Origin of the sequence: Aurantiacibacter marinus (assembly GCF_001021555.1) — a bacterium.
GTDB lineage: Bacteria > Pseudomonadota > Alphaproteobacteria > Sphingomonadales > Sphingomonadaceae > Alteraurantiacibacter > Alteraurantiacibacter marinus.
Map to the genome: position 1 here is coordinate 1 of NZ_LDCP01000003.1, position 21,534 is coordinate 21,534.

Sequence of the window (21,534 nt, forward strand, 5' to 3'; positions counted from 1 at the left end):
ATCGTGGACGATGTTCCGTTTGCGACGGCGAATGAGAACACGGTTGGCGAAGGCGCTGATGTGAGCGGCAATGTCCTGAGCGATGATGACGGGTTCGGGACGGATGTATCTGGCGCGGACGGTTACGGATCGGTCGGGGCTGTGATCGGCATTGCGAGTGTGAACCAGGGAACGCTGGATACCTCTGCGGATGGTTTGAGCAATTATGTATTGTCGGGTGAGTACGGGACGCTGACGCTGAATGTGGACGGCAGTTACACGTATGCGGCGAATGCTGACATCACTGATGGAGCGGTCCTGGAAGATGTGTTTGAGTACACGATCGAGGATGAGGACGGGGACCGTTCGACTGCGACGCTGACGATTGATGTTACGAATGTGACGGTGACGGCAGCGGACGATGAGGTTCTGGTTGACGAGGATGGTCTTGCGGGTCCTCCTGCTGGCAGCAATGCCGGTACGGACAGCGAGATTTTCGATGGTTCGATCACGCCATCTGGTGGGACGGGTCCGTATACCTTTGAGCTGATCGGTGCGAATGCGGACGGCGATGGTGATTACGGTACGTTGGTTCTGAATGCGGACGGCAGTTACACGTACACGCTGGACACAGCGTTCACGACGAGCCCGGATACCAACAACGGCGAGAATGCGGAGAGCCCTGCAGGCGAGAGCTTTGGGTACCGGGTGACGGATGCCGACGGGAATACGTTTGAAGGGACGATTGCGGTAACGATCGTGGACGATGTTCCGTTTGCGTTTGCTCCCGACGCGGCATTCATTTTCAACAAATCAGGTGCGGTTGCTGCAGGGCCTCTCCACCTTGATATCGACGACAATATTTTCGACAATTTCGGAGCCGATGGTCCGGGTTCGGTCAGTTTCGCCAATATCACGAGCGGTGTGACCACCCTGTCCAGCAGTGGCGGAACGCCCCTGACATCTAGTGGCGATCCGATTGTTCTTGTTCTGACCAATGGGGGGCAGACCCTTGAGGCCCGCGCGGGAACAAGCACAGGTGACGTGGTGTTTACCGTAGCCCTGCAACAGGGAGCGAGTACTTACACTGTCCAAATGGGTACTGCTCCGCTCGACAACGGATCAGGCTTCTCGTTTAGCAATCTGTCTGGCGGGACTGCGGGTAATCCGCCATTCAAGCTGATCGATTCTGCCACGAGCGGGAGCACTGAATTGGCTGTGACACCGCGTGGAACTGCAACAACTGTCAACAGCGACTCAGACGATATTGCTGCAGGCAGCCAGTTCATCGGTTTCCCCGATGGCATTCGGTTCGATTTCGGTGATTTCACCTACTTCCCCAATGGTGGCGGCAGTTCGGATGATACCTTCTCGACCACAAGCCTTGAGGTCATCAATGGCTTCAAATTTACGATCGACCAGATCTCGAACGGTACCACTGCCGGTGTCAAGATCGTCGCATTGCTCGATCCTAATCCCACCGTTCCCGAGACAGACAGCGGCAGTGCAGATCCAGCTGGTGACGATGTCGCGCAGCAAATCACCTCGGTGGAAATCTATGACAGTCTTGGCAATCTGGTCGCCGAAGTGTCTGCAAGCGCCACCAACGTCGGTACTTCCAACGTCGATGTAACATTCGGTGCGACAGCGGCGGACGGCGTAACCATCAATGATTTGCCTGCTAGCTGGTCCATCCTGACGAACACAGTAAACGGTTATACGGCCATTGAAATCGACAATGTCAGGGGTTCAGCCAGCGGAACTGATGGCAAATTCTCGCTGTCTCAGCTGACGATCGAAATATCCCAACAGGGTACGGATCTGTTTGCGGATTTCGATTTGCAAATCGTGGACGGCGATGGCGATGTTGTCATCGTTACCGACGCCATCAATATCGAATTCGACGCTGATGGTATTGTTGAAGTTCCGCCCATCGTGCTCGATCTCGATGGCGGCGGCAATATGTTCATACCGCTCTCTTCCGGCATCGCCTATGATTACAATGGTGACGGCGTGAAGACACAAACTGCCTGGGTTGCGGCAGGCAGCGCCATCCTGGCCTTCGATTACAACAGCGATGGTTTGGTTTCTGATGCATCCGAATTCGCTTTTGGCGGAAATGGTTTGACCGACCTTCAAGCGGTCGCGGCGCGCTTCGATGCGAATAGCGACGGTGTCCTCGATGCGAATGATCCCGCCTATTCGGGATTTGGTGTCTGGCTGGATAGCAACCTCGACGCGATTGCCGATGAAGGCGAGTTTGTTTCTCTTTCTGACGCGGGCATCACGTCGATCAGTCTGATCTCCGACGCTTTGGGATATGTGGATGCTGACGGGGATGTCACCATCTCTGGCAGCGCCAGCTTTACAATGGCAGATGGTAGCACCGGAGCAGTTTCCGACGCGGCCTTCGCCACCGGCGCTGACATAGCTGATGGAATGGGCATGATGGAGGCCCTGCTCATCCTTGGAGAAGGCGAGGGTTCTTCGCCGGCCGGTAATCCGGCATTCGCAATAAGCGATATCGCGCAAGATGCGGTTTCCGATGCGCTTGCAGGAAAGGCTATCGACTCGTTGATCGAGCAGTTTACCGGCGGTCCAGATGACATGCGGGTTGAGTTTGCCGAAGGGCATGCTGCTCAACTGTTTGATCTGCTATCCATAAACATAAATGGACAGGCGATGTCTATGAGTCTGAATGTAAATGAAATTGCGATGGACGACAGCAGTGATCTTGCTGTATTACATGGTTAACGGGGACTCTTGGGGGGAAGTAACATGAAACTATCATGTTCGATGTTTGTATTAGCTGCTGCAGTCGCAGGGGGCGTTAGTCTTCCTGCAAATGCGCAATCTCAGGATTATGCAGATCTAATGGCGCTCAATGATTCGGCGCTTACCGGAGAATTGACCACGCGATACGATGCAGGTCTCGCCGCTTCGTTGGACGATAGTTATATCGCGGCGAATGATCCGCGCTATCTTTGGGCACTGGAAACCAAGGTTCAATGCGCCATCGCACTCGGGTTCATGGAATCATCAACCCGCGATCAAACCAGTATCAGCAATTGCGCGCGCGCTTATGATCGTATGAACGAAACTCCGATGGCTCCGCCTGTCACGATGATCCCGCCACCACAACCGCCACAGCGCCGACCGGACCAGTGTGACGATGATATTGTCGGGATGGTCTTCTTTGATTTCGACTCCGCCAATATTCGGCCTGATGCGGCCTCGACGCTAAACACCGTCGCGCAGAACGTCACGGTTTGTGGTTGGACTTCATTCTCGGTGGTCGGCCATACCGATCAGGCGGGCAGCGATGCATATAACCTTCCGCTTTCGCGCGCACGTGCTGACGCGGTTGTCGCGGCGTTGCGGGGGCGCAATATCGGGAATGTTCAGATCGAAGTCGGTGCCCAAGGGGAAAGCAATCCTCGCGTACCGCTACCCGACGGCACGCGCAGCCCGCAGAACCGGCGCGTCGAAATTTCAGCTGAATAAGAGGGGGATGATATGATGAACGCTCTGAGCAAGATCACAATCGCAGTCGCCCTGACGACATGTTCACCGATGGCCATGGCGCAGTCCGACGGCGGCGCAATTTCGATGCGTGACGCGATTGAAACCGCAATCACCTCGAATCCGGAAATCATTCAGGCGCAAATGAATACCGAGGCCATTCAATTCGAAAGGGAGCAGGCACAATCGCTGTATTTCCCAACAATTGACGTAGAAGCCTCTGCAGGCGTGCGCAGGCTTGAAAACACCACGCGGCGTACGCTCGGTATCTCCGATGACTGGCTCAACCCGCTTGAAGCGCAGGTAAGAGCGGATTGGACCGTTGTGGACTTCGGGCGTCGTCGCGGCGAATTGCTGCGCCAGGCAGCCCGTGTGGACGGCGCATCCTTGCGCGTTGTCGAACGGTCGGAATTCATCGCATTGCAGGTGTCACGCCAATATCTGAACGGGTTGCTGCAGGAACGCATTGTTGCAGCGGCGACGGACAACGTGGTTTTCCATCAGCAAATGACAACAAGCTTGTCTGAAGGTGTAGACAGCGGTTCCATCAGCGTGGCCGATCTGCAGCAGGCTGAAGAACGGTTGCAGGCTGCTCTGGTGCTTCTGGCAGAGGCTCAGGAAGATCTGCAGAACGCACGCACATCACTGCGCCGTCTGACCGGCCTGGATATCACGCGTGTGAATCTGCCGCCTTCCTTCCCGGCCCTTATGCCGCAGAGCCAGGAAGCTGCCATCGGCGCTGCCCGCATTGCCAATCCACTGGTGCGTGAAGCGCAGGCAGATGTCGATGCGGCGAATGCCATGGTGATGTCCGCTCGCGGTGAACTCGCACCCGAAATCGGTGTTGATGCGCGCGGGCGTATTGGTGACGATATCGATGGCTTCCAAGGCGAAACCAATGATTTGCAGGCCCGTGTTTACATCCGCTGGCAATTGTTCGACGGCGGTCGCCGTGCCGCACAGGTGCAGGAAATGGTCCGCCGGTCCAGCGAAGCGCGTTACCGCTTGCACGACCGCGTTCGTGAAGCTGAAGAAGACGTCGCGAACGCCTGGACGGCGATGACCACGCAAGAAGCTGTTGGTGCGGCGCTGGAGCGGCAATCGCAAGTGAGCGATGATCTGCTGCTTTCATATCGCAGCCAGTTTAACATCGGGCGCCGATCGCTGCTTGATGTGCTGGACGCGCAAAACACGCGCTTCAACACACAAGTGCGCCGGGAAACCTCCCGTTTCTCGGAAATCTTTGCGCAATATCAAGTATTGGCTGCTACCAATCAATTCCTTGACGCGCTTCAGCTTGCTCCCGGTGCGGGTGCCGGCATGGAAGAGCGTGAGCGGTTCGACTACGGCCCATCGGTGCCTGCCGAATTGCAGAGGCGACGCTATCCGCGTTAGGCGGTAGCGTCCCACCGGGAGCGCATGGTGTATCATTCAGGAGAAATCTCCGGGTCAGCTGAAAAAGACACGCTGATACTGGCAATGACGCGCCTCTCTGCGCATTTTGGTCTGTCGGATCCCAGCGCACTTTTTGACACGCTTCCGCGCGATGAAGCGGGGATGCTGCCTTTTCACCAGTCGGGCCCGGCGCTGGATCTGGCGGGGATGAATTACGAAAGCGCAACCGGCGGGAAACTGCCGCGTGCGCCTGAATCCTATCCTGCCATCGCCCGTATGGAAGGGGGCATCGCACTGCCGGTTCTGGAGATTTCCGGATCGGATGTGCTGGTGTTCCCGGCAACAGCGAGTGAGCCGGTCTGGCAGCCGATTGCCACTATAAACGGCGAGTATGACGGCGAACTGATTACCGTCATCGCCAATCCTGATCGCTTGCGGGAAAAGGATGCACCCTGGCATACGAAGGGCAGGCATCATTGGTTCTGGTCGGAACTGCGCAAGGAGCGCAAGGCATTCCGGCCTGTGCTGGTGGCGTCGCTGCTGATCAATTCACTGGCGCTATCGCTGCCGATCTTTTCGATGAATGTTTATGACCGGGTAATCCCGAACCGCGCAGAGGCATCGCTCTGGGTGCTCGCGTCGGGTGTGATCCTGGCCTTCACCATGGAATTCATGCTGCGTACGGCGCGCACGAATGTCGTTGATCAAATCGGCCGGAAACTGGACCTGCGATTGTCGCAGAAACTGTTCTCGCGCGTGATTTCCACGCCGATGAGCGGGAGGCGCGGCAGCACCGGCGCGTTAGCGGCGAGAGTTGGCGAGTATGCTCTGGTGCGCGACTTCTTCGCATCCACCACGATTGTGCTGATGGTCGACCTGGCATTCCTCGTGCTGTTCATCGCTGTTATCGCATATATCGCGAAATGGCTGGCGCTGGTGCCGGTGGTCGCGATGATCCTGATGGCGATCGCGGGCCTTATATTGCAACGAAAAGTGACTGACGCAGCGCGCGATGCGCAGGCAGATCTGGGACTGCAACAAACTGTTCTGGTCGAATCCATCGCCGGTATGGAAACGCTGAAAAGTGTTTCGGGCGAACGTCGTTTGCTGGGCAAATGGCACGGACTGTCGCAGGTGGGCAGCAACTCGCAGCTTCGTCTCCGCCGCATTTCCTCGACCGCCGTTGCGCTGGCTGCGTCCTTCCAGCAGATATCAAGCGTTTCACTGGTAGTCGGCGGATATTATCTGTTCGCGGCAGGCGAAATCACGATGGGCGCGATTATCGCAATTGTTATGCTGGCATCGCGGTCCCTTGCCCCGGCCGGGCAGATCGCCTTCCTTCTGACGCGGGGGCGTCAGGCCCGCGAGGCACTCGATTCAATTGAGCAACTTTTTGAAGGCGATGACGAGCGGCAAAACGGCAGCATGTCGCTGCCTCAAGCGCGAACAGATGGATATCGTATCGCTCTTGAAAACCTGTCGTTCGCTTATCCCGATAGCCCGGTGAATTCGCTTGAGGGTCTCAACCTCACCATTGAACCGGGTGAGCGGATCGCAATTGTTGGCCGCGTCGCCTCCGGCAAATCTACTTTGGGGCGTGTGTTGTGCGGTCTTTATCCGCCGACCGATGGCGCGATGACAATCGAGGGCATCGACAGCCGCCAATTCCGCCCGTCGGAAATGCGCAGGGCATTCCGTTTTGTGGGGCAGGATGCCAACCTCTTTACGGGCAGCGTGCGGGAAAATATTGCCCTTGGCGCGCCCGGCGCTTCGGACGAAAACGTCATCTCGGCCCTGAGCAAAACCGGCGCTGACACATTTCTTGCCCGTGACGCCGCCGGCTTCGACCGCGAAGTAGGTGAGCAAGGCCGGATGCTTTCAGGCGGCCAGCGCGCCTTCCTTGCATTGTCACGTGCTTTCGTAACGCCGTTTGAATTGCTGTATCTTGATGAACCCACCGGGGCGATGGATTCCAATACGGAAAGTATGCTGGTCGATAACTTGCGCAAAGCGATCGGGCCGAAACAATCACTGGTCGTAGCGACGCACAGGCCTGCTCTGTTCGATATTTGCGACCGCATCATCGTAATGAACAACGGGCGCATCGTCGCTGATGGTCCCAAGGCGCAGATCCTGCAAAGCCTTCCGAAGGGGGCAGGCTGAAGCCATGACCGTCCCCTTCTTCTCCCATTTTGCCAAAACGCCTTCCCGCGCCTTCCGGTTGATTGCTGCCGGGGCTACTCTGATCATTCTGGCAGTGCCAAGCATCTCTTCGATGTTGCCCGAAGCGGAGCAGGCTGCAGCGATGGATACACCTGCCTCTCTGGAGCGGGAGCTTGCGCAATTCACGGTTCAGGGCGATGCCCTGCTGGAAGAAGATGCAAAGAGCGCGCAGACACGCAATGCGGACATTCCCTTTGCCGCGCGTTTGACAGACAAGATGGCACCATTTCGCAGCATTGCTTCAGGCTCGCCCAGCTACTCTACGGCGCTGAACTGTCTGACAGAGGCAATCTATTACGAAGCGGCGAATGAAAGTGTGGCGGGAAAACGCGGGGTGGCACAGGTCATTCTCAACCGCGTGACACATCCGGCCTATCCATCTTCGGTCTGCGGCGTAATTTACCAGGGATATGCCGATCCGGTCTGCCAATTCAGTTACACCTGCGATGGCTCGCTTGCCCGCAGGCCTCTTGCAAACCTGTGGCGGCAATCGCGAGATGTCGCGCAGGCGGCGCTGTCAGGATATGTCGATGAAGCGGTAGGTACCGCAACGCATTATCACGCCGATTACGTTCTGCCATATTGGGCCTACCGGCTTGAGAAGGTCCATGTCGAGGGGCGCCACATCTTCTACCGGATGCCGGGCAGGTCTGGCCGGGCAACCAATTTTGCGTCTCGCTGGATTGGCCGTGAATTTCGCCCATCCTATAATCCTGCGCGCTTTGCCGCAGTGGACGAGGAGATGGTGGAGATCGCAGAGGAGTTTGTTCCGCAGCCTCATCTTCGGCGCGACCCAACTGACAGGACCGACCGCCGCGCAGACAATGATGTTGGCGGCCGAATGGACCCGTCCCAAGGCTGGACTCTCACAATACCGGATCCGGCAACTGCCAGCAGCGGCTATCGCGCTGCGCTGCAAGAGCAAAGCGGCCTTGCTGCAACACCAACACAAGACGGGACGACATTACCATGAGTTTGTCTGACCGCGTCACGGGTTGGGATGCCAACCGGAAGCTGATCGCCGTATGTGCAGCAGCGCTGTTGCTGTTGTTGACATGGGCCAGCTTCGCCCAGGTGGATGAGGTTACTCGCGGACAGGGCAAGGTAATTCCTTCCAGCCAGGCTCAATTGGTCCAGCCATCCGAACCTGCAGTTATTGCAGATATTCTTGTGCGCAGCGGTGAACGGGTTGAGCAGGGACAGGTCCTTGTCCGACTTGATGACAGTATGGCGGCATCGGAGCTGGGCCAGTTGGAAGCGGAGAATGCGCGGCTTTCAGTTCGTGCACAGCGCCTTGAAGGCGAAGCGCAGGGCTCTGCCATGGGATGCGCGCCTGGATCTGTCTGCGCCGAGGAACAGCGGCTGCAGCGCGCGCGCCTGGCCACAGCGCGCAGCCGTGAGGCCGCGCTTGCCGCGGCCGTCGATCAGCGCCGCCGTGATTTGCGTGAAGCGGAGGCGACCGCAAGTTCGCTGGTAGAAAGCGTGCAATTGGCTCAGCAGCAGGTCGACATGCTGGCCCCGCTCGCGGCGCAGGGCATTGTCCCGCAGACAGAACTGCTGACCGCCCAAAGAGAACTGGTCGATGTGCGTGGAAGGCTGTCTGCATCCCGTCAGGCCGCCGCGCGCGCTTCAGCCTCGATCCGCGAAGCGCAGGCGGATTTGCAGGCGTCTCGCCTTGATTTCCGGCAGCAGGCACTCGACGAGCGAAGCGAAGTCGAAACGCGGATCGCGGTGAATGATGAAAGCATACGCGGCGCAGCAGCTCGGCAGGACCGCAATGAACTGCGTTCACCGACGACCGGGATCGTGAACAATCTTCAGGTCACGACAGAAGGCGGCTTCGTCAGCGCCGGTGAAACCATCATGCAAGTTGTGCCAATCGGTGATCGGCTTCTTGTCGAAGCGCGAATAAGCCCGCGCGATATCGGATTTGTCGCGGTGGGAGATCCAGCCAACGTCAAGGTAACCGCCTATGATTTCGCGACCTATGGCGGCTTGGCTGGCAGCGTTGTCGAAGTTTCCGCCGACAGCATTTATGATGAAGTGGAGCGGGAAGCGTATTACCGCGTCCTTATCCAAACGGACCGCAGCTTTATCGAAAAAGATGGCCAGCAGTTTCCCATTGTTCCCGGCATGATCACCGATGTGGAGATCATCACAGGAGCAAAAAGCATCCTTGCCTATCTGTTGAGGCCGGTGACCAGGGCGCTGGATACCGCGCTGTCGGAACGGTAGGCAATCTGGCGCGGCTGCGCACCGGGACGCTGCGCATACCCGTGTAGCCAGGCAGACTCGCTGTTGAAGCTCATCGTTGCGCGGTAATCGTAGGAAATATTCGCGGGCAGCAAGACATCCGTCGCGTTATCCAGCAAATAATGTTGCTGGCCGACACGGACAATCAGCACTGCATGATCGGCGTTGCGCACGAGATCGCGTGCAAGGGTCAGATACATCTGGCTCTCATCGAAGCCGAGCGCTTGCAGTATCTGGTACTTCAGGATCGCATAATCCTCGCAGTCACCGCGCCCGATAGCCAGGGTCTCTTCAGCTGTCGCCCAATAGTCGCGTGCGCCATATGTTGTATTGTCATCGGCATATTCGATGCGCTGATTGGCCCAGCGGTTCACTTGCGACAGAGTCTCTGTGCTGACGGTACCACCGGCCCCGAGCAATCTGTTTACACGCCCGCCGGAAAGTTCCTGTGACGAAACGCGCTGCCAGTCATCTGTAAACGGCGTCCGCCTGATCCGTACACGCGCACTGCCGAGAAAGTTATCGGCCGATGCGCCAGCAGCCACAATCGGCCTTACCACTGCAGTTCCGCTACCGGTTCGAACCGGACTGGAGGGTGTGATTGTAGGCACTTCGATTGACGCAAGATTTAGCTGACATGCGCCCGCAATTGCCAAAGACCGGTGCAAAGCAGGGAATGCAGCGGGTGCCTGCTCAGCGGCAGCGTCCAGCCCGGACTGTTGCTGCCGGATCAGGTCCAGCGCGCTGGGCTGTCCACCAAGAATTGCGGCAGATTTGGCAGTGGCTGCAGTACTGGGCGCGCTTGCCGGTGCAGCGGGCACAAAGGCGCGCACCGGGCAGGAATAAGGACTGGCATGGGCGGAAGCCATGGGATTGGGTATGTCCAGGGCCTGGGCAGTCGAAGGCAGCAGACAGGCCGATGCGCATGCACCAAGCAGCAGCTTGGGCAGCGAAATGGCGTGGCGCAGCTTTGCTTTCCTGCTCGAGTTCATGGCGGCCAGATGGCCTGCGACTCGATAAAGTCCCGTCGCTGGAATTGGTTAACGGCAAAGTAGCCATTACGAAATTGCCTGTTAACAAGTGCTTAGAGATCCTTTGCCACGCATGTGTCTTGCCAGAAGCGCTTCGGAGTGCTTATCTTTTCGTCAAGAAGGGGGGTAGGTTCATTGGCATTACTGGCGATAAAATCTCCCTATTTCAAAAAACTGCCACACTGGTGGCCCGTTTGCGCGTTTTTGGCAGCTTTTGTCCTCTTACCGTTGTTCGGCGGATATTTGGCTGGCCAGCGAAATTCGTCCGAAATGGCCTATGTGCAGCACTATCGCCTGGTGGACATCCCGCTTGCGCGGGGACCACATTTTGCGATCTCCACTCCTGCGGACGCTGTTTTGCAAGGCAGCCTTGATGACGCGGTTGATGAAACATTGGCAGACAATGAAGTCGGCGCAGATGCCGGCTCCGGCGGCCAGTCCGGTGCATCAGTCGCGAATGATGACGCTTTCGTTTTCGTTGCCGGCCGCCGTTTGCTGAACGTCGATTATGATCTGGGGGTGCAAGGCGCGCAATCAGGCGATCTTGAGGTCAACAAACCGGTCAATCTGAACGGCAGGCCGGCAGGCGTCCTGAACGTGTCGATCGATCAGAACTCCCAGCTCCACCTGTCTTCTGCAGATCTCAGCCAATTGCTGCCGAATGCACTTTATGAACGGCTGAATGTAGACGGCGACTACGTGGCCTTTGACACTTTGCGCACCAGCGGGATCGACATCAGTTATGATCCGGTCAGGGATACGCTCGCCATTAATCTGTAGGTCGCACATTTTCAGGCGTAGGCCGATCCATTCAATATTGCCCGTTGATACGGCGTATGCTCCCCGAACTTGCATCGCGAAGTGCGGAAGGCAGAAGACCCTGTGGCATATCCTGATATGAAACAGGGCGAAGAAAGCGGTCGATGGCCAAGGTGCCAACGGAGGTGCTCCGGCCATCGGATGTGGCAGGGAAGGGTCCGCCATGCACCATAGCATGCGTCACATCGACTCCGGTCGGCCAGCTGTTGGCGATGATCCTTCCGGCTATCTGTTCAAGCGCGGGCAACAATTTCGCCGCTTCTGCGTGGTCATCGCTATTCATGTGCAAGGTTGCAGTAAGCTGTCCTTCCATCCCGGCCAGAATCGCCTTGACCTGTTCCATGGATTTGCACGTGACGATGATGGATACTGGACCGAAAATCTCGTTCGAATACGCCTCGTTCGCGGCAAAACTTTCGCCGTCGACCGTGTAAACCTGCGCGCGGCCGCAAGCGGTGGAACCTTCCTTGCCAGATCCAAGCAGCCTGGCGCCGGGCAAGGTGCTGAGCCGATCAACCCCTTCACCGAAGGACGATGCAATGCCGGAGGTCAGCATTGTCTGGGCAGGCACAGTGCCAAGTGATTTGGCGACTTCATCAAGAAATTGGCCGAGCGCAGGGCTCTCTACGGCCAGCACAATTCCCGGGTTGGTGCAGAACTGGCCTGCGCCCATCGATAGCGAACCGACGTAGGATCTGGCCAGTTCTTCTGCCCCCTCCGCCAACCGCGCCGGCATCAATACTACCGGGTTGACGCTGCTCATTTCAGCATAGACCGGGATTGGAACAGGCCGCTCGGCCGCGATTTTCATCAAGGCGAGACCTCCGCTACGCGATCCTGTAAAGCCGACAGCTGCAATGTGCGGATCACTGACCAGAGCAGCGCCGAGATCGTTCGACGTACCGTTGAGCAGCGAGAATACGCCTGCAGGCAGTCCGCATTCTGCCACGGCTGCACAGATCGCTCCGGCGACGAGCTCGGATGTGCCGGGATGGGCTGGATGGCCTTTAACAACAACGCAGCAGCCTGCCGCAAATGCCGCTGCCGTGTCGCCGCCAGCCACGGAAAAAGCGAGGGGGAAGTTGCTGGCCCCGAAGACCGCAACGGGGCCAAGCGGAACCATGCGCAGGCGCAGATCAGGCTTGGGCGGTGTGCGGCTTGCATCGGCATGGTCGATTCGCAACCGTTGCCATGAACCATGCTCCACCTCATCCGCGAACAAGCGCAGCTGGCCTACCGTACGCCCGCGCTCGCCATTCAGGCGGGCTTCGGGAAGGCCCGATTCACGCATGGCACGCTGGGTCAGATCATCCCCCAGCGCATCGATCTTGTCGGCGACAAGGCGCATGAAGGTGGCGCGTTGAGAAAGCGGTAGACTGGCGAAAGCGCGTTGCGCGTCAGCGGCAGCAGCGCAGGCATCAGCGATGTCATTTGCATCTGCTTCATGAAAGTCAGGTGCGATTTCCAATCCTGTCGCAGCTTCCCTGGCACGAAAGATTGTCTTGCCGCTGCGCCGTTCACCGGCCACAAAATTGGTTCCATCGAGCATAGTGTAGAGTCCTTCTTGATCTGTGTAGCGCGGAAAAAGCCTGCTTGCTTTACCGCAGAATTCCATCATAGGTAGCGCTACCATACAAGAGCCGCGATGCAAGCGGGTTGGCGGGAGAGAGTGATGGACAAGATGCAGGCAGTCGAGGACGGCAGCACCAATATGGCGCTGATCACCGCCATCGTGGCAGTAGCCACGATCGGCGGATTTCTGTTCGGGTTTGACAGTGGTGTTATCAACGGAACAGTCGATGGATTGCGCATCGCCTTTGATTCCGACGATGTGGGCACAGGCTTCAATGTGGCGTCCATGTTGCTGGGCTGCGCTGTCGGCGCCTTCGTTGCGGGCCGATTGTCCGATGTCTTGGGCCGCAAGAACACGCTGCTGATCGCCGCTGCGTTCTTCATTATCAGTGCGTTCGGTTCCGGTATTGCCGGAAGCTCTGCCGAGTTTGTGATCTACCGCATTATCGGCGGCCTTGCGGTTGGCGCGGCAAGCGTGCTGGCGCCAGCTTACATCAGCGAAGTCACACCTGCACATATGCGCGGGCGGCTTTCAAGCATCCAGCAGGTGATGATTATCATCGGGCTGACGGCTGCTTTCCTGTCCAACTATCTGCTGGCACAATATGCCGGATCATCTGTGGATGCAGCTTGGCTGGGCTACGAAGCCTGGCGCTGGATGTTCTGGATGGAACTGATCCCGGCGACGATCTTCTTGGTGGCGCTGCTGGCTATTCCGGAAAGCCCTCGTTTTTTGGTCACCAAAGGCCGCATCAATGATGCAAACCGGGTGCTTGAAAGATTGTTCGGCAAAGCTTTTGCAGACCGCAAGGTCACTGAAATCGAAACTTCGATCGCCAATGACCATGCGCCGCGATTGTCGGACTTGATTGACAACGGCAGTGGCCGTCTGCGCCGTATCGTTTGGGTTGGAATTGGACTGGCGGTGTTCCAGCAGCTCGTCGGTATCAACGTGGTCTTCTACTACGGCGCTGTGCTGTGGCAGGCGGTCGGCTTCAGCGAAGCGGACGCCTTGAAGATCAATATACTCAGCGGAACGATCTCTATTGCAGCATGTCTCGCAGCTATCGCGCTGATCGACCGTATCGGCCGCAAGCCGCTGCTGATGATCGGTTCCATCGGCATGGCGGTGACGCTGGCCGCGATGGCTTTCGCTTTCATGAGCGGTTCGCTGGTCGATGGCCAGCTTGTGCTGTCTGACGGAGCGGGCGTGATCGCTCTGGTTGCGGCCAATGCCTATGTCGCGCTGTTCAACTTCAGCTGGGGCCCGGTCATGTGGGTCATGCTGGGGGAAATGTTCCCCAACCAGATCCGCGGGTCTGGCCTGGCGGTCAGCGGGTTCGCCCAATGGACTGCCAATTTCGGGATCACGATGACCTTCCCGATCATGCTGGGGACCATCGGGCTAACGGGCGCTTACGGCTTCTACGCTCTCAGCGCGGCCATTTCCGTGATCTTTGTATGGCTCATGGTTCGTGAAACCAAGGGCCGCGAGCTGGAGGATATGGAAGGCTGATGCAGCCGCTGTTTGTCGCTTCTGTTCCACTGGTTTAACCGGGTCTGAGGATGCCGCAACCCGACCAGAAACGCTGCCGTGTGGTCGTCCTTGGAGGCGGTACGGCTGGTTGGATGACTGCCGCAGGTCTGGCAAAACTGCTGCCCGATCTGGCGAGCGTTGATCTGGTCGAAAGCGAAGATATCGGCATCGTTGGCGTGGGGGAGGCGACCTTGCCGCACATTCGCGGCTTTGTGGAACGGCTGGGCATAGACGAAGCCGCGTTCATGAAGGCCACCCATGCTACCTACAAGCTGGGTATCGACTTCCGCGATTTCGGCGCGATCGGGACAAGCTATATCCACCCGTTTGGCAGCTTTGGTGAAGAAGTGGCTGGCGTGGGGTTTCATCATTGGTGGCTGGAATTGCAGCGGCAAGGTCTTGCCGCAGAATTAGGGCAATTCTCTCTTGCGGTTGCAGCCGCAAAGGCCAATCGCTTTGCTCCGCCAGCACAGGATACCTCACTCGCATCCACTTATGGCTACGCTTACCAGTTCGATGCGACGCTGTTTGGCCCGTTCATGCGCGATTTTGGAACCGGTTTGGGCGTTACCCGCCATGAAGGGCGTGTTACCCGGGTTGAACGTGATGCTGAAACGGGCAATGTCACAGCTCTGTTGCTGGAAGACGGGCGGCGGATCGAAGGGGATCTGTTTGTCGACTGCTCCGGTTTCCGCTCTATCCTTCTGGGACAGGAGCTGGAGGAGGACTGGGAAGACTGGACGCATTGGCTGCCGTGCGATCGTGCAGCGGCCATGCCCTGTACCCATTTCACGCCTGACATCAGGCCCTACACCACAGCAACTGCGATGCCCGCCGGCTGGCGCTGGCAAATCCCGCTGCAACATCGCATGGGCAATGGTTATGTATTCTCCAGCGCCTTCCTCAGCGAAGCTGATGCCTGCGATGCCATTCGGAATGCTGCCGAAGGAGAACCACTGGCAGAGCCCCGCATCCTGCGCTTCCGGCCCGGTCGCAGATCACGTTCGTGGAGCCACAACGTGATAGGCGTCGGCCTTGCCAGCGGCTTTCTCGAACCGCTGGAATCGACATCCATATACCTGGCGCAGATGGCGATCACATATCTGATCGAACTGTTCCCGGAAGGCGGCGAGATTGACCCGCGCGACCGCGATGAATTCAACCGGCTGGTTGATATGGAATATGACCGGGTGCGTGATTTCCTGATCCTGCATTATCACGCGACCACCCGCGATGATTCCGACTTCTGGAACCATGTGCGCACAATGACCGTGCCTGACAGTCTGTCCGAAAAGATGGAGCTTTGGCGGAAAGCTGGCCGGATTGAGAAATATTCCGACGGGTTGTTCTACGACGCGAGTTGGATTGCGGTATATCTGGGGCAGGGCGTTTTTCCGGAAACGCATGACGCGCGCGCAGCCATGGCTGACCCGGCGCGGGTCAAAGCCGCACTGGACCGGTTACAGCAGGCCATCTCAGCACATGTGGACAGCATGCCCGGTCACGTCGATTACCTTCGCGCAGAAAGCGCGCGGCTGGCAGAACAGATGTGAGCGCGGCCCGCGAACCCTTGCGGCGCGTTGTTGTGGTTGGCGCCGGTCAAACTGGCGTGTTGGCTGCGATAGGCGTGAAACGCGCCTTGCCAGCGTGTCAGGTGATTGTGGTGGCAGTGGCTCCGGACCCCGCAGCTTTTGCCGACCACGCCGCTACTGCGTTGCCGTTCACCAATCGCCTGCATGACCGGCTTGGCATCACAGAAGAATCCCTCCTGCTGAAAGCTGGCGCAAGCCACCGCCTTATCGCGCATATGATCGGCTGGGGTGCGCCGCAATCGGATGGGCAGGCGCAGCACGGTGCTGTGCCATACGGCGCAACTTTGGAGCATGCGCTGATGACGCGCTTTGCCAATGATTGGGGTGGCGGGTCGAAGAATTCAGGCGGCGAGAATACGTCGGCGGGTTCGCTGGCGCAATTGCTGGCGGAGGCCGGGCGGTTCTGCGTTCCGCCGGGCAATCAGCCCAGCCCGGTGGACGATGTGGATTACGCCTTGCGCTGGAATCCGCCTGCTTACCGAGACTTGCTGATTGGCTTGGCCCGGCAGCTTGGCGTGGATCATGTGCAAGGCGACATCGCCACAATAGCGCCCGACGATGCAGGTGGCATCGCCGCCATCCAGATTGCCGGAGCAGGCAGGCTGGAGGCTGATCTGTTCATAGATTGCAGCGGCACTGGCGCACGCCTTCTGGCGGCCTTGCGGCAGACGGAGCAGCAGGATTGGGGCAATTATCTGCCCCTTCGCCGTATAATTGTCGCCCAGCCGGGACTGGCGATGCTGGCGCTGGAAGACCGTTTCACGATGCTTCCCGAAGGCTGGCTGTGCGAGTTTGCCGGACGCGACGGGCTGCAGGTGACGCTTGGCTCGTCCGGACAGGTCAGTGACAATGCAGCAGTGCAGGCTTTGGGAGGAGCCGCAATCGCATCAATCCCGCTTATGCCGGGGCGCGTGGTCGAACCGTGGGCCGGCAATGTCGTAGCCTTGGGGGACGCAGCGGCGCGCTTCGAACCGCTCGGCTTCCTCAATCTTGACCTTGCTCACCGCCAGCTAGGCCTGCTGCTGGAAATGTTGCCGGGACGCCAGATCGAACCGCTTGAAAGGCGCGAATACAACCGCCGCTCCGGGCTGATGATGGATGCCGTTCGCGATACACTCGGCATGCATTACGCGGCCCCGCAGGCGACCAATGTATTTGGCAAAATGCGCCGGTCAGACCGGCTTTCCTTGGCCATAGATCAGTTTACACGGAGAGGGCGCTTGCCGTTCTGGGAAGAGGCCCCGTTGTTGGGTCAGGAGTATATGGCTTTGCTGGGTGCACTGGGCTTTGTGCGCGGTATCACCCCGCAGTCTCGTTCAACGGGGCAGCGCGAGGCGGACGAAGCCGGGCGCGCTTTTTCAGCCAAAGCTCAGGCGGCCTTGCAGTTCGCTCCGCCATATGCCGATTTCATGGGCGCTGTATTGCAGCAGGCAGGGCCGCCCCGCTAACCCAGCGCACCACGGATCATCCCGAGCATCTTCGCAAACAGCCCGGGTTCGGGCGGGCCGAGGATGCCTTTTGCGTGGGGCGGCAGATGCGCGGCTGGATCGCCATTGTCTTCAAACACATAATAATCCAGCATGCCCCGCCAGACGTCGCGTTTGACTGGCGGCAAATGGCGATAGGCAGCAATCGCGTGCAGCAACGCATCGTAGGGGCCCGCGATGCCTTCCGGCTCTTCGTCGTTCCACCAGTAATTCACCAGAATGCTGACCGGCTCCAGTGATTCCACGCCGTGCCACCAGCAATAAGGAATGTAGATCGCATCGCCCGGTTCGAGCACAGCCTGCTGCGCGCTTTGCCATGCATCCGCAAATCTTGGATATTTGGCGAGGTCCGGTGCCAATGGATCAACCATGCTGACAGGCGTTCCCGCTGGCGTAAGTTCAAACGGACCAGGATAGAGATTGGCGATCTGGTTAGGCGGGAAAAGCGTGAAGCGCCTGCGCCCGGCAACGCAGCACGCGATATTTTCTTTCACATCATAATGTGGGGCGACACGGATACGATTACCGATCCAGATACGCGGCGGCACCGACGGGAGCAGGTCAAGCCGGTTCTCCCGCGCGAATGCGGGCATGATTTCGGCGATATTTTCGGACTGCACTGCCAGACCGGGCGCATCAGGCATATCGCGCGCCTTCAGCAGATCGGCGAGGAACATTTCCAGATGGCCCGTACCCTTGACGAAGTTCAGACCGCTGACGTCATCGTTGTAGAAGAAGCGTCCGTGCGCTCCAGGCTTGGTTGCAATGGCAGCAACGGGCCGGGGAACGCGTTCTCGCGTCATGTATCCGATAATTTCTGCGTCGCCCTGGTTGGCCATCCCGACTGCTGGCCAATCCGCCACAAGTCCGCGCAAGATCGCAGGCCGCCCTTGTTCCCGGAGCGCTGCAAAGGCTTTGGGCGTGACTGGGCCTTCGAAATCCTCGATCGCAACGGGCGGTGGAAGGGTGGTCATGCGTTCAGGCGCTCGGATGCAGGAATGGCTGCGCCGTTTTGTGCAAGGAACTCCTCCTGAGTAGGCATTTGCCCGACAGTGGTTTGAATGACGTCCCGGATATGCGACACGCGGCGGCGCGTTTCCTCCTCGTCCAGCATTCCGGCGACCGGGTGATATCCTTGTGGATCAATGCCCTGGCCGACCATAACCGATAGCCAGCTTGTTTCGGTAAACAGTTCGTTATGCTCACGGATTACGCGGCCAGAGCTGCGGAACATCTCCAGCTTTTCTTTCAACGCGTCGGGTGGATCGAGTGCGCGGCAATATCGCCAGAATTCAGAATCGTTCCGCTCGCTCGCCATATAATGCAGCAGCAGGAAATCCCTGATGTCAGCGTAATCGGATGCGGTTTCACGGTTGTATCTGTCGATCTCTTTTTGCGCGAAGGCTGTTGTGGGGAACAGGCTCATTAAGCGGGCTATGCCGGACTGCACGAGGTGGATTGCGGTCGATTCCAGGGGTTCCAGAAAACCTCCGGCCAATCCAAGCGCGACCACATTACGGTCCCACGCCTTATCGCGGTGGCCTGCGGTGAAGCGCAGGTGATTGGGTTCTGCCAGCGGCGTGCCATCCAGATTGGCGAGCAGCATCTCGGTTGCCTCATCTGGTTCCATATGCGCCGATGAATAGACGTGCCCGTTGCCGATCCTGTGCTGCAGCGGAATGCGCCATTGCCAGCCTGCCGGGCGCGCGGTCGACCGCGTTAATGGCTCTCGCTTGCCGCCAAGTTCGCACGGGATGGCAACCGCGCGGTCGCAAGGCAGCCATTTCGTCCAGTCGGTGAAACCGATGCCCAGAGTTTGGCCCAGCAAGAGCGAGCGAAAGCCGGAGCAATCGATAAACAGCTCGCCTTCTACGCTTTGTCCGTCTTCCAGTTTGACGGCAGTGACATGGCCATTTTCGCTATTCTGCAGAACCTGCGTGACCTTGCCTTCGACCCGCAGGACGCCGCACGTCTCGGCGATTTTGCGCAAATACCGGGCGTAGCGTCCGGCATCGAACTGGAAAGCATAGGACAGGCGTGAAAGCGGCGAATTTGGCTGATCGGGGCGCGGCCAGAAGAACTTGCCCGCCTTTCCGGCGGCGACCGCAATCGAGAAATCGTCCAGCGGAATGTCTTGCCCAAGCGTGCGTGCGCGGAGCCAGAAATGGTGGAATTCAATGCCCAGCATATCGAGCCCATAGGAACCGAAAGGGTGCACATAGGAATGGTTCGGGCGCAACCAATCGACGAATTCAATGCCCAGCTTGTACGTTGCACAAGTCTCCCGCACGAATTCGCGCTCATCCAGTTCCAGCAGCTTGTTGAAAGCGGCAATCTGCGGGATTGTCGCTTCACCAACGCCGACGGTGCCGATGGCTTCGCTTTCGACCAGCGTGATCGTCAGCCTTGGAAAGTTGCCCATGATCTTTGAAATCGCAGCGGCGGCCATCCAACCCGCAGTGCCACCGCCAACGATCACGATTTTGCGAATGGGATCACCGTTCATCGGAAGCCTCCGGGCATGGCGGCGACTGTGCTTTTCTCATCATACCACGCGCCGGATTGCCGGAGAAATTCCTCCTGGCTGGGCAAGGCCTGCGCTGTTGCGCGATATCCTTCGCGCATTTGCGCCATGGCCGAGGCAACGCGCTGTTCGTCCAGAGTATCGGCGATGGGGTCATATCGCTCGGGCCAGATGTTCTGACCCAGCATAACGGCGGTCCAGCTTGGCATCGTAAACAGCTCTGCGTTCTCGCGAAAAATACGGCCATGCAGCCGCCACAGTTCGATTTTGCGGGCCAGGCTTTCGGGCACGTCCATATCACGGACATAGCGCCAGAATTCAGAGTCCCCGCGCTGTGTCGCCTTGTAATGCAGAATGATAAAATCGCGCACATCCTCGTACAGCTCGCGCATGCCCCGATTGTATTCGTCCCGCTCTACCGGACTGATCGCCTTTTCCGGGAAAAGCGCAAACAGCCGGGCGATTCCGTTCTGGATCAGATGAATGCTGGTCGATTCAAGCGGCTCGATAAAGCCGGCTGACAAGCCAAGCGAGATGACATTGTGATTCCACGCTTTCTTGCGCATTCCGGTAGTGAACCGCAGCAGGCGAGGGTCGGCTAGAGGTTCGCCCTCCACATGATCGCGCAAGATCCGCTCCGCTTCCTCTGCCTGCATGTATGCACTGGAGAACACGTGTCCGTTACCGGTGCGGTGTTGCAGCGGGATGCGCCATTGCCAGCCTGCCGTATGGGCCGTGGCGCGGGTGAAGGGCGGGGGGGAACCCACATTTGCTGTCGGCATGGCCAACGCTGAATCCATTGGCAACCAGTGGCTCCAGTCCTCATAACCGGTTTCCAGCGCCTCCTCAATCAGCAGCCCGCGAAAGCCGGAGCAATCGACAAACAGATCGCCTTCGACAATCACACCGCTTTCAAGTTCCACTGATGTAACATCGCCGCTTTCGCCATTTCGGTGGACCTGCACTATGCGGCCTTCCACGCGTCCCGCGCCCTGCTGTTCTGCCATCTTGCGAAGATAGGCAGCGTAAAGGCCCGCATCGAAATGAAACGCGTAGGCCATTTGCGACACAAGCGATTTCGCTCCGGGGGCAGGACGACCGAATCGGCCCAGAGCCGCAGCAACCGTGCTCATTGAATAGTCGGAGATGCTGCCGGCAGTCCCCCGCGCTGCCTCGCGCAAGAACAATTGGTGGAACTGGATGCCATGAAGATCCTGCCCATAGGTGCCGAAGGGATGGAAATACCGGTCGCCCTGCTGACCCCAATTGACGAATTCTATCCCCAGCTTGAACGTGCCGCGCGTTGCCTTCAGAAATTCATTTTCCGGAATATCCAGCATCGCGTTGAAGTTTTTGATCGGCGGGATCGTGGCTTCTCCCACACCCACGGTGCCAATGGCATCCGATTCGACCACCGTGACCTTGCGTCGCCCGTTGTTGAAATAACGGGACATGGCCGCCGCTGTCATCCAGCCTGCTGTCCCCCCACCAACAACGACCACGCGATCAACCGCGTTTATGTTAACGATACCTTTGTCCATCGTCATGTTGCCGAAAAACTCCTCTCGCGGCAGAAATGCCGCACCTTCACCAATCTTTC

Annotated in this window: 15 protein-coding genes; 10 read left to right on the plus strand and 5 right to left on the minus strand. The window is 58.3% G+C overall.

Annotated features, from left to right (window positions below):
* The 6 genes from AB731_RS10090 to AB731_RS10115 form a co-directional block, all read left to right on the plus strand.
* Nucleotides 1–2,733: beta strand repeat-containing protein (locus AB731_RS10090; RefSeq protein WP_047310216.1), on the plus strand; the 2,733-nt coding region annotated here is incomplete at its 5' end.
* Between the two features lie 120 nt (nucleotides 2,734–2,853).
* Nucleotides 2,854–3,483: an OmpA family protein gene (locus tag AB731_RS13680; protein ID WP_052769046.1), complete on the plus strand. Its 630-nt coding sequence runs from the start codon at nucleotides 2,854–2,856 to the stop codon at nucleotides 3,481–3,483.
* A gap of 12 nt (nucleotides 3,484–3,495) precedes the next feature.
* Nucleotides 3,496–4,896, plus strand: coding sequence for a TolC family protein (locus tag AB731_RS10100; protein WP_052769045.1), 1,401 nt, complete (start codon nucleotides 3,496–3,498; stop codon nucleotides 4,894–4,896).
* A 24-nt stretch (nucleotides 4,897–4,920) separates the two neighbouring features.
* Nucleotides 4,921–7,059, plus strand: a complete 2,139-nt coding sequence (locus AB731_RS10105) for a type I secretion system permease/ATPase (RefSeq protein ID WP_047094235.1) — start codon at nucleotides 4,921–4,923, stop codon at nucleotides 7,057–7,059.
* A 4-nt stretch (nucleotides 7,060–7,063) separates the two neighbouring features.
* Complete coding sequence (locus tag AB731_RS10110) at nucleotides 7,064–8,092, plus strand: cell wall hydrolase (RefSeq protein WP_047094234.1); 1,029 nt, start codon at nucleotides 7,064–7,066, stop codon at nucleotides 8,090–8,092.
* Nucleotides 8,089–9,354, plus strand: coding sequence for an HlyD family type I secretion periplasmic adaptor subunit (locus tag AB731_RS10115; protein WP_047094233.1), 1,266 nt, complete (start codon nucleotides 8,089–8,091; stop codon nucleotides 9,352–9,354). The genes AB731_RS10110 and AB731_RS10115 overlap by 4 nt, the downstream gene beginning before the upstream one ends.
* Here the strand turns inward: AB731_RS10115 and AB731_RS10120 are convergent.
* Nucleotides 9,300–10,364: a transglutaminase-like cysteine peptidase gene (locus tag AB731_RS10120; protein ID WP_052769044.1), complete on the minus strand. Its 1,065-nt coding sequence runs from the start codon at nucleotides 10,362–10,364 to the stop codon at nucleotides 9,300–9,302. The genes AB731_RS10115 and AB731_RS10120 overlap by 55 nt on opposite strands.
* Before the next feature lie 282 nt (nucleotides 10,365–10,646).
* Between AB731_RS10120 and AB731_RS10125 the strand changes: the two genes are divergently transcribed.
* Nucleotides 10,647–11,183, plus strand: a complete 537-nt coding sequence (locus AB731_RS10125; RefSeq protein WP_197076224.1) for a hypothetical protein — start codon at nucleotides 10,647–10,649, stop codon at nucleotides 11,181–11,183.
* 31 nt (nucleotides 11,184–11,214) lie between these two features.
* Here the strand turns inward: AB731_RS10125 and AB731_RS10130 are convergent, their stop codons facing one another.
* Nucleotides 11,215–12,771 carry an aldehyde dehydrogenase (NADP(+)) gene (locus AB731_RS10130; RefSeq protein ID WP_047094308.1) on the minus strand — a complete coding sequence of 519 codons (1,557 nt, stop codon included), beginning with the start codon at nucleotides 12,769–12,771 and terminating at the stop codon, nucleotides 11,215–11,217.
* A 132-nt stretch (nucleotides 12,772–12,903) separates the two neighbouring features.
* On the opposite strand from AB731_RS10130, the gene AB731_RS10135 reads away from it, so the two are divergent.
* The 3 genes from AB731_RS10135 to AB731_RS10145 are packed head-to-tail and all read left to right on the plus strand — an operon-like array spanning nucleotide 12,904 to nucleotide 17,371.
* Entirely contained in the window at nucleotides 12,904–14,310 is a 1,407-nt protein-coding gene (locus AB731_RS10135; protein ID WP_047094307.1) for a sugar porter family MFS transporter, read from the plus strand.
* 50 nt (nucleotides 14,311–14,360) lie between these two features.
* On the plus strand, nucleotides 14,361–15,884 hold the full coding sequence (locus tag AB731_RS10140) for a tryptophan halogenase family protein (RefSeq protein ID WP_047094231.1): 1,524 nt from the start codon (nucleotides 14,361–14,363) through the stop codon (nucleotides 15,882–15,884).
* Nucleotides 15,885–15,916: 32 nt separating this feature from the next.
* Nucleotides 15,917–17,371: a tryptophan 7-halogenase gene (locus tag AB731_RS10145; RefSeq protein WP_269429536.1), complete on the plus strand. Its 1,455-nt coding sequence runs from the start codon at nucleotides 15,917–15,919 to the stop codon at nucleotides 17,369–17,371.
* On the opposite strand, the gene AB731_RS10150 is transcribed toward AB731_RS10145, so the two are convergent.
* The 3 genes from AB731_RS10150 to AB731_RS10160 are packed head-to-tail and all read right to left on the minus strand — an operon-like array spanning nucleotide 17,368 to nucleotide 21,475.
* Nucleotides 17,368–18,384 carry a cupin-like domain-containing protein gene (locus AB731_RS10150; RefSeq protein ID WP_047094229.1) on the minus strand — a complete coding sequence of 339 codons (1,017 nt, stop codon included), beginning with the start codon at nucleotides 18,382–18,384 and terminating at the stop codon, nucleotides 17,368–17,370. The genes AB731_RS10145 and AB731_RS10150 overlap by 4 nt on opposite strands.
* Nucleotides 18,381–19,916, minus strand: a complete 1,536-nt coding sequence (locus AB731_RS10155) for a tryptophan halogenase family protein (RefSeq protein ID WP_047094228.1) — start codon at nucleotides 19,914–19,916, stop codon at nucleotides 18,381–18,383. Before AB731_RS10155 ends, AB731_RS10150 begins: the two co-directional genes overlap by 4 nt.
* Entirely contained in the window at nucleotides 19,913–21,475 is a 1,563-nt protein-coding gene (locus tag AB731_RS10160) for a tryptophan halogenase family protein (protein WP_064971831.1), read from the minus strand. Before AB731_RS10160 ends, AB731_RS10155 begins: the two co-directional genes overlap by 4 nt.
* Nucleotides 21,476–21,534: the final 59 nt, after the last annotated feature.

Coding starts and splice junctions, on each gene's coding strand:
- AB731_RS10115 (WP_047094233.1), top strand. CDS start 8,089: ATGAGTTTGTCTGACCGCGTCACGGGTTGGGATGCCAACCGGAAGCTG.
- AB731_RS10160 (WP_064971831.1), bottom strand. CDS start 21,475: ATGGACAAAGGTATCGTTAACATAAACGCGGTTGATCGCGTGGTCGTT.
- AB731_RS10105 (WP_047094235.1), top strand. CDS start 4,921: ATGGTGTATCATTCAGGAGAAATCTCCGGGTCAGCTGAAAAAGACACG.
- AB731_RS10120 (WP_052769044.1), bottom strand. CDS start 10,364: ATGAACTCGAGCAGGAAAGCAAAGCTGCGCCACGCCATTTCGCTGCCC.
- AB731_RS10130 (WP_047094308.1), bottom strand. CDS start 12,771: ATGCTCGATGGAACCAATTTTGTGGCCGGTGAACGGCGCAGCGGCAAG.
- AB731_RS13680 (WP_052769046.1), top strand. CDS start 2,854: ATGGCGCTCAATGATTCGGCGCTTACCGGAGAATTGACCACGCGATAC.
- AB731_RS10155 (WP_047094228.1), bottom strand. CDS start 19,916: ATGAACGGTGATCCCATTCGCAAAATCGTGATCGTTGGCGGTGGCACT.
- AB731_RS10135 (WP_047094307.1), top strand. CDS start 12,904: ATGCAGGCAGTCGAGGACGGCAGCACCAATATGGCGCTGATCACCGCC.
- AB731_RS10150 (WP_047094229.1), bottom strand. CDS start 18,384: ATGACCACCCTTCCACCGCCCGTTGCGATCGAGGATTTCGAAGGCCCA.
- AB731_RS10110 (WP_047094234.1), top strand. CDS start 7,064: ATGACCGTCCCCTTCTTCTCCCATTTTGCCAAAACGCCTTCCCGCGCC.
- AB731_RS10100 (WP_052769045.1), top strand. CDS start 3,496: ATGATGAACGCTCTGAGCAAGATCACAATCGCAGTCGCCCTGACGACA.
- AB731_RS10140 (WP_047094231.1), top strand. CDS start 14,361: ATGCCGCAACCCGACCAGAAACGCTGCCGTGTGGTCGTCCTTGGAGGC.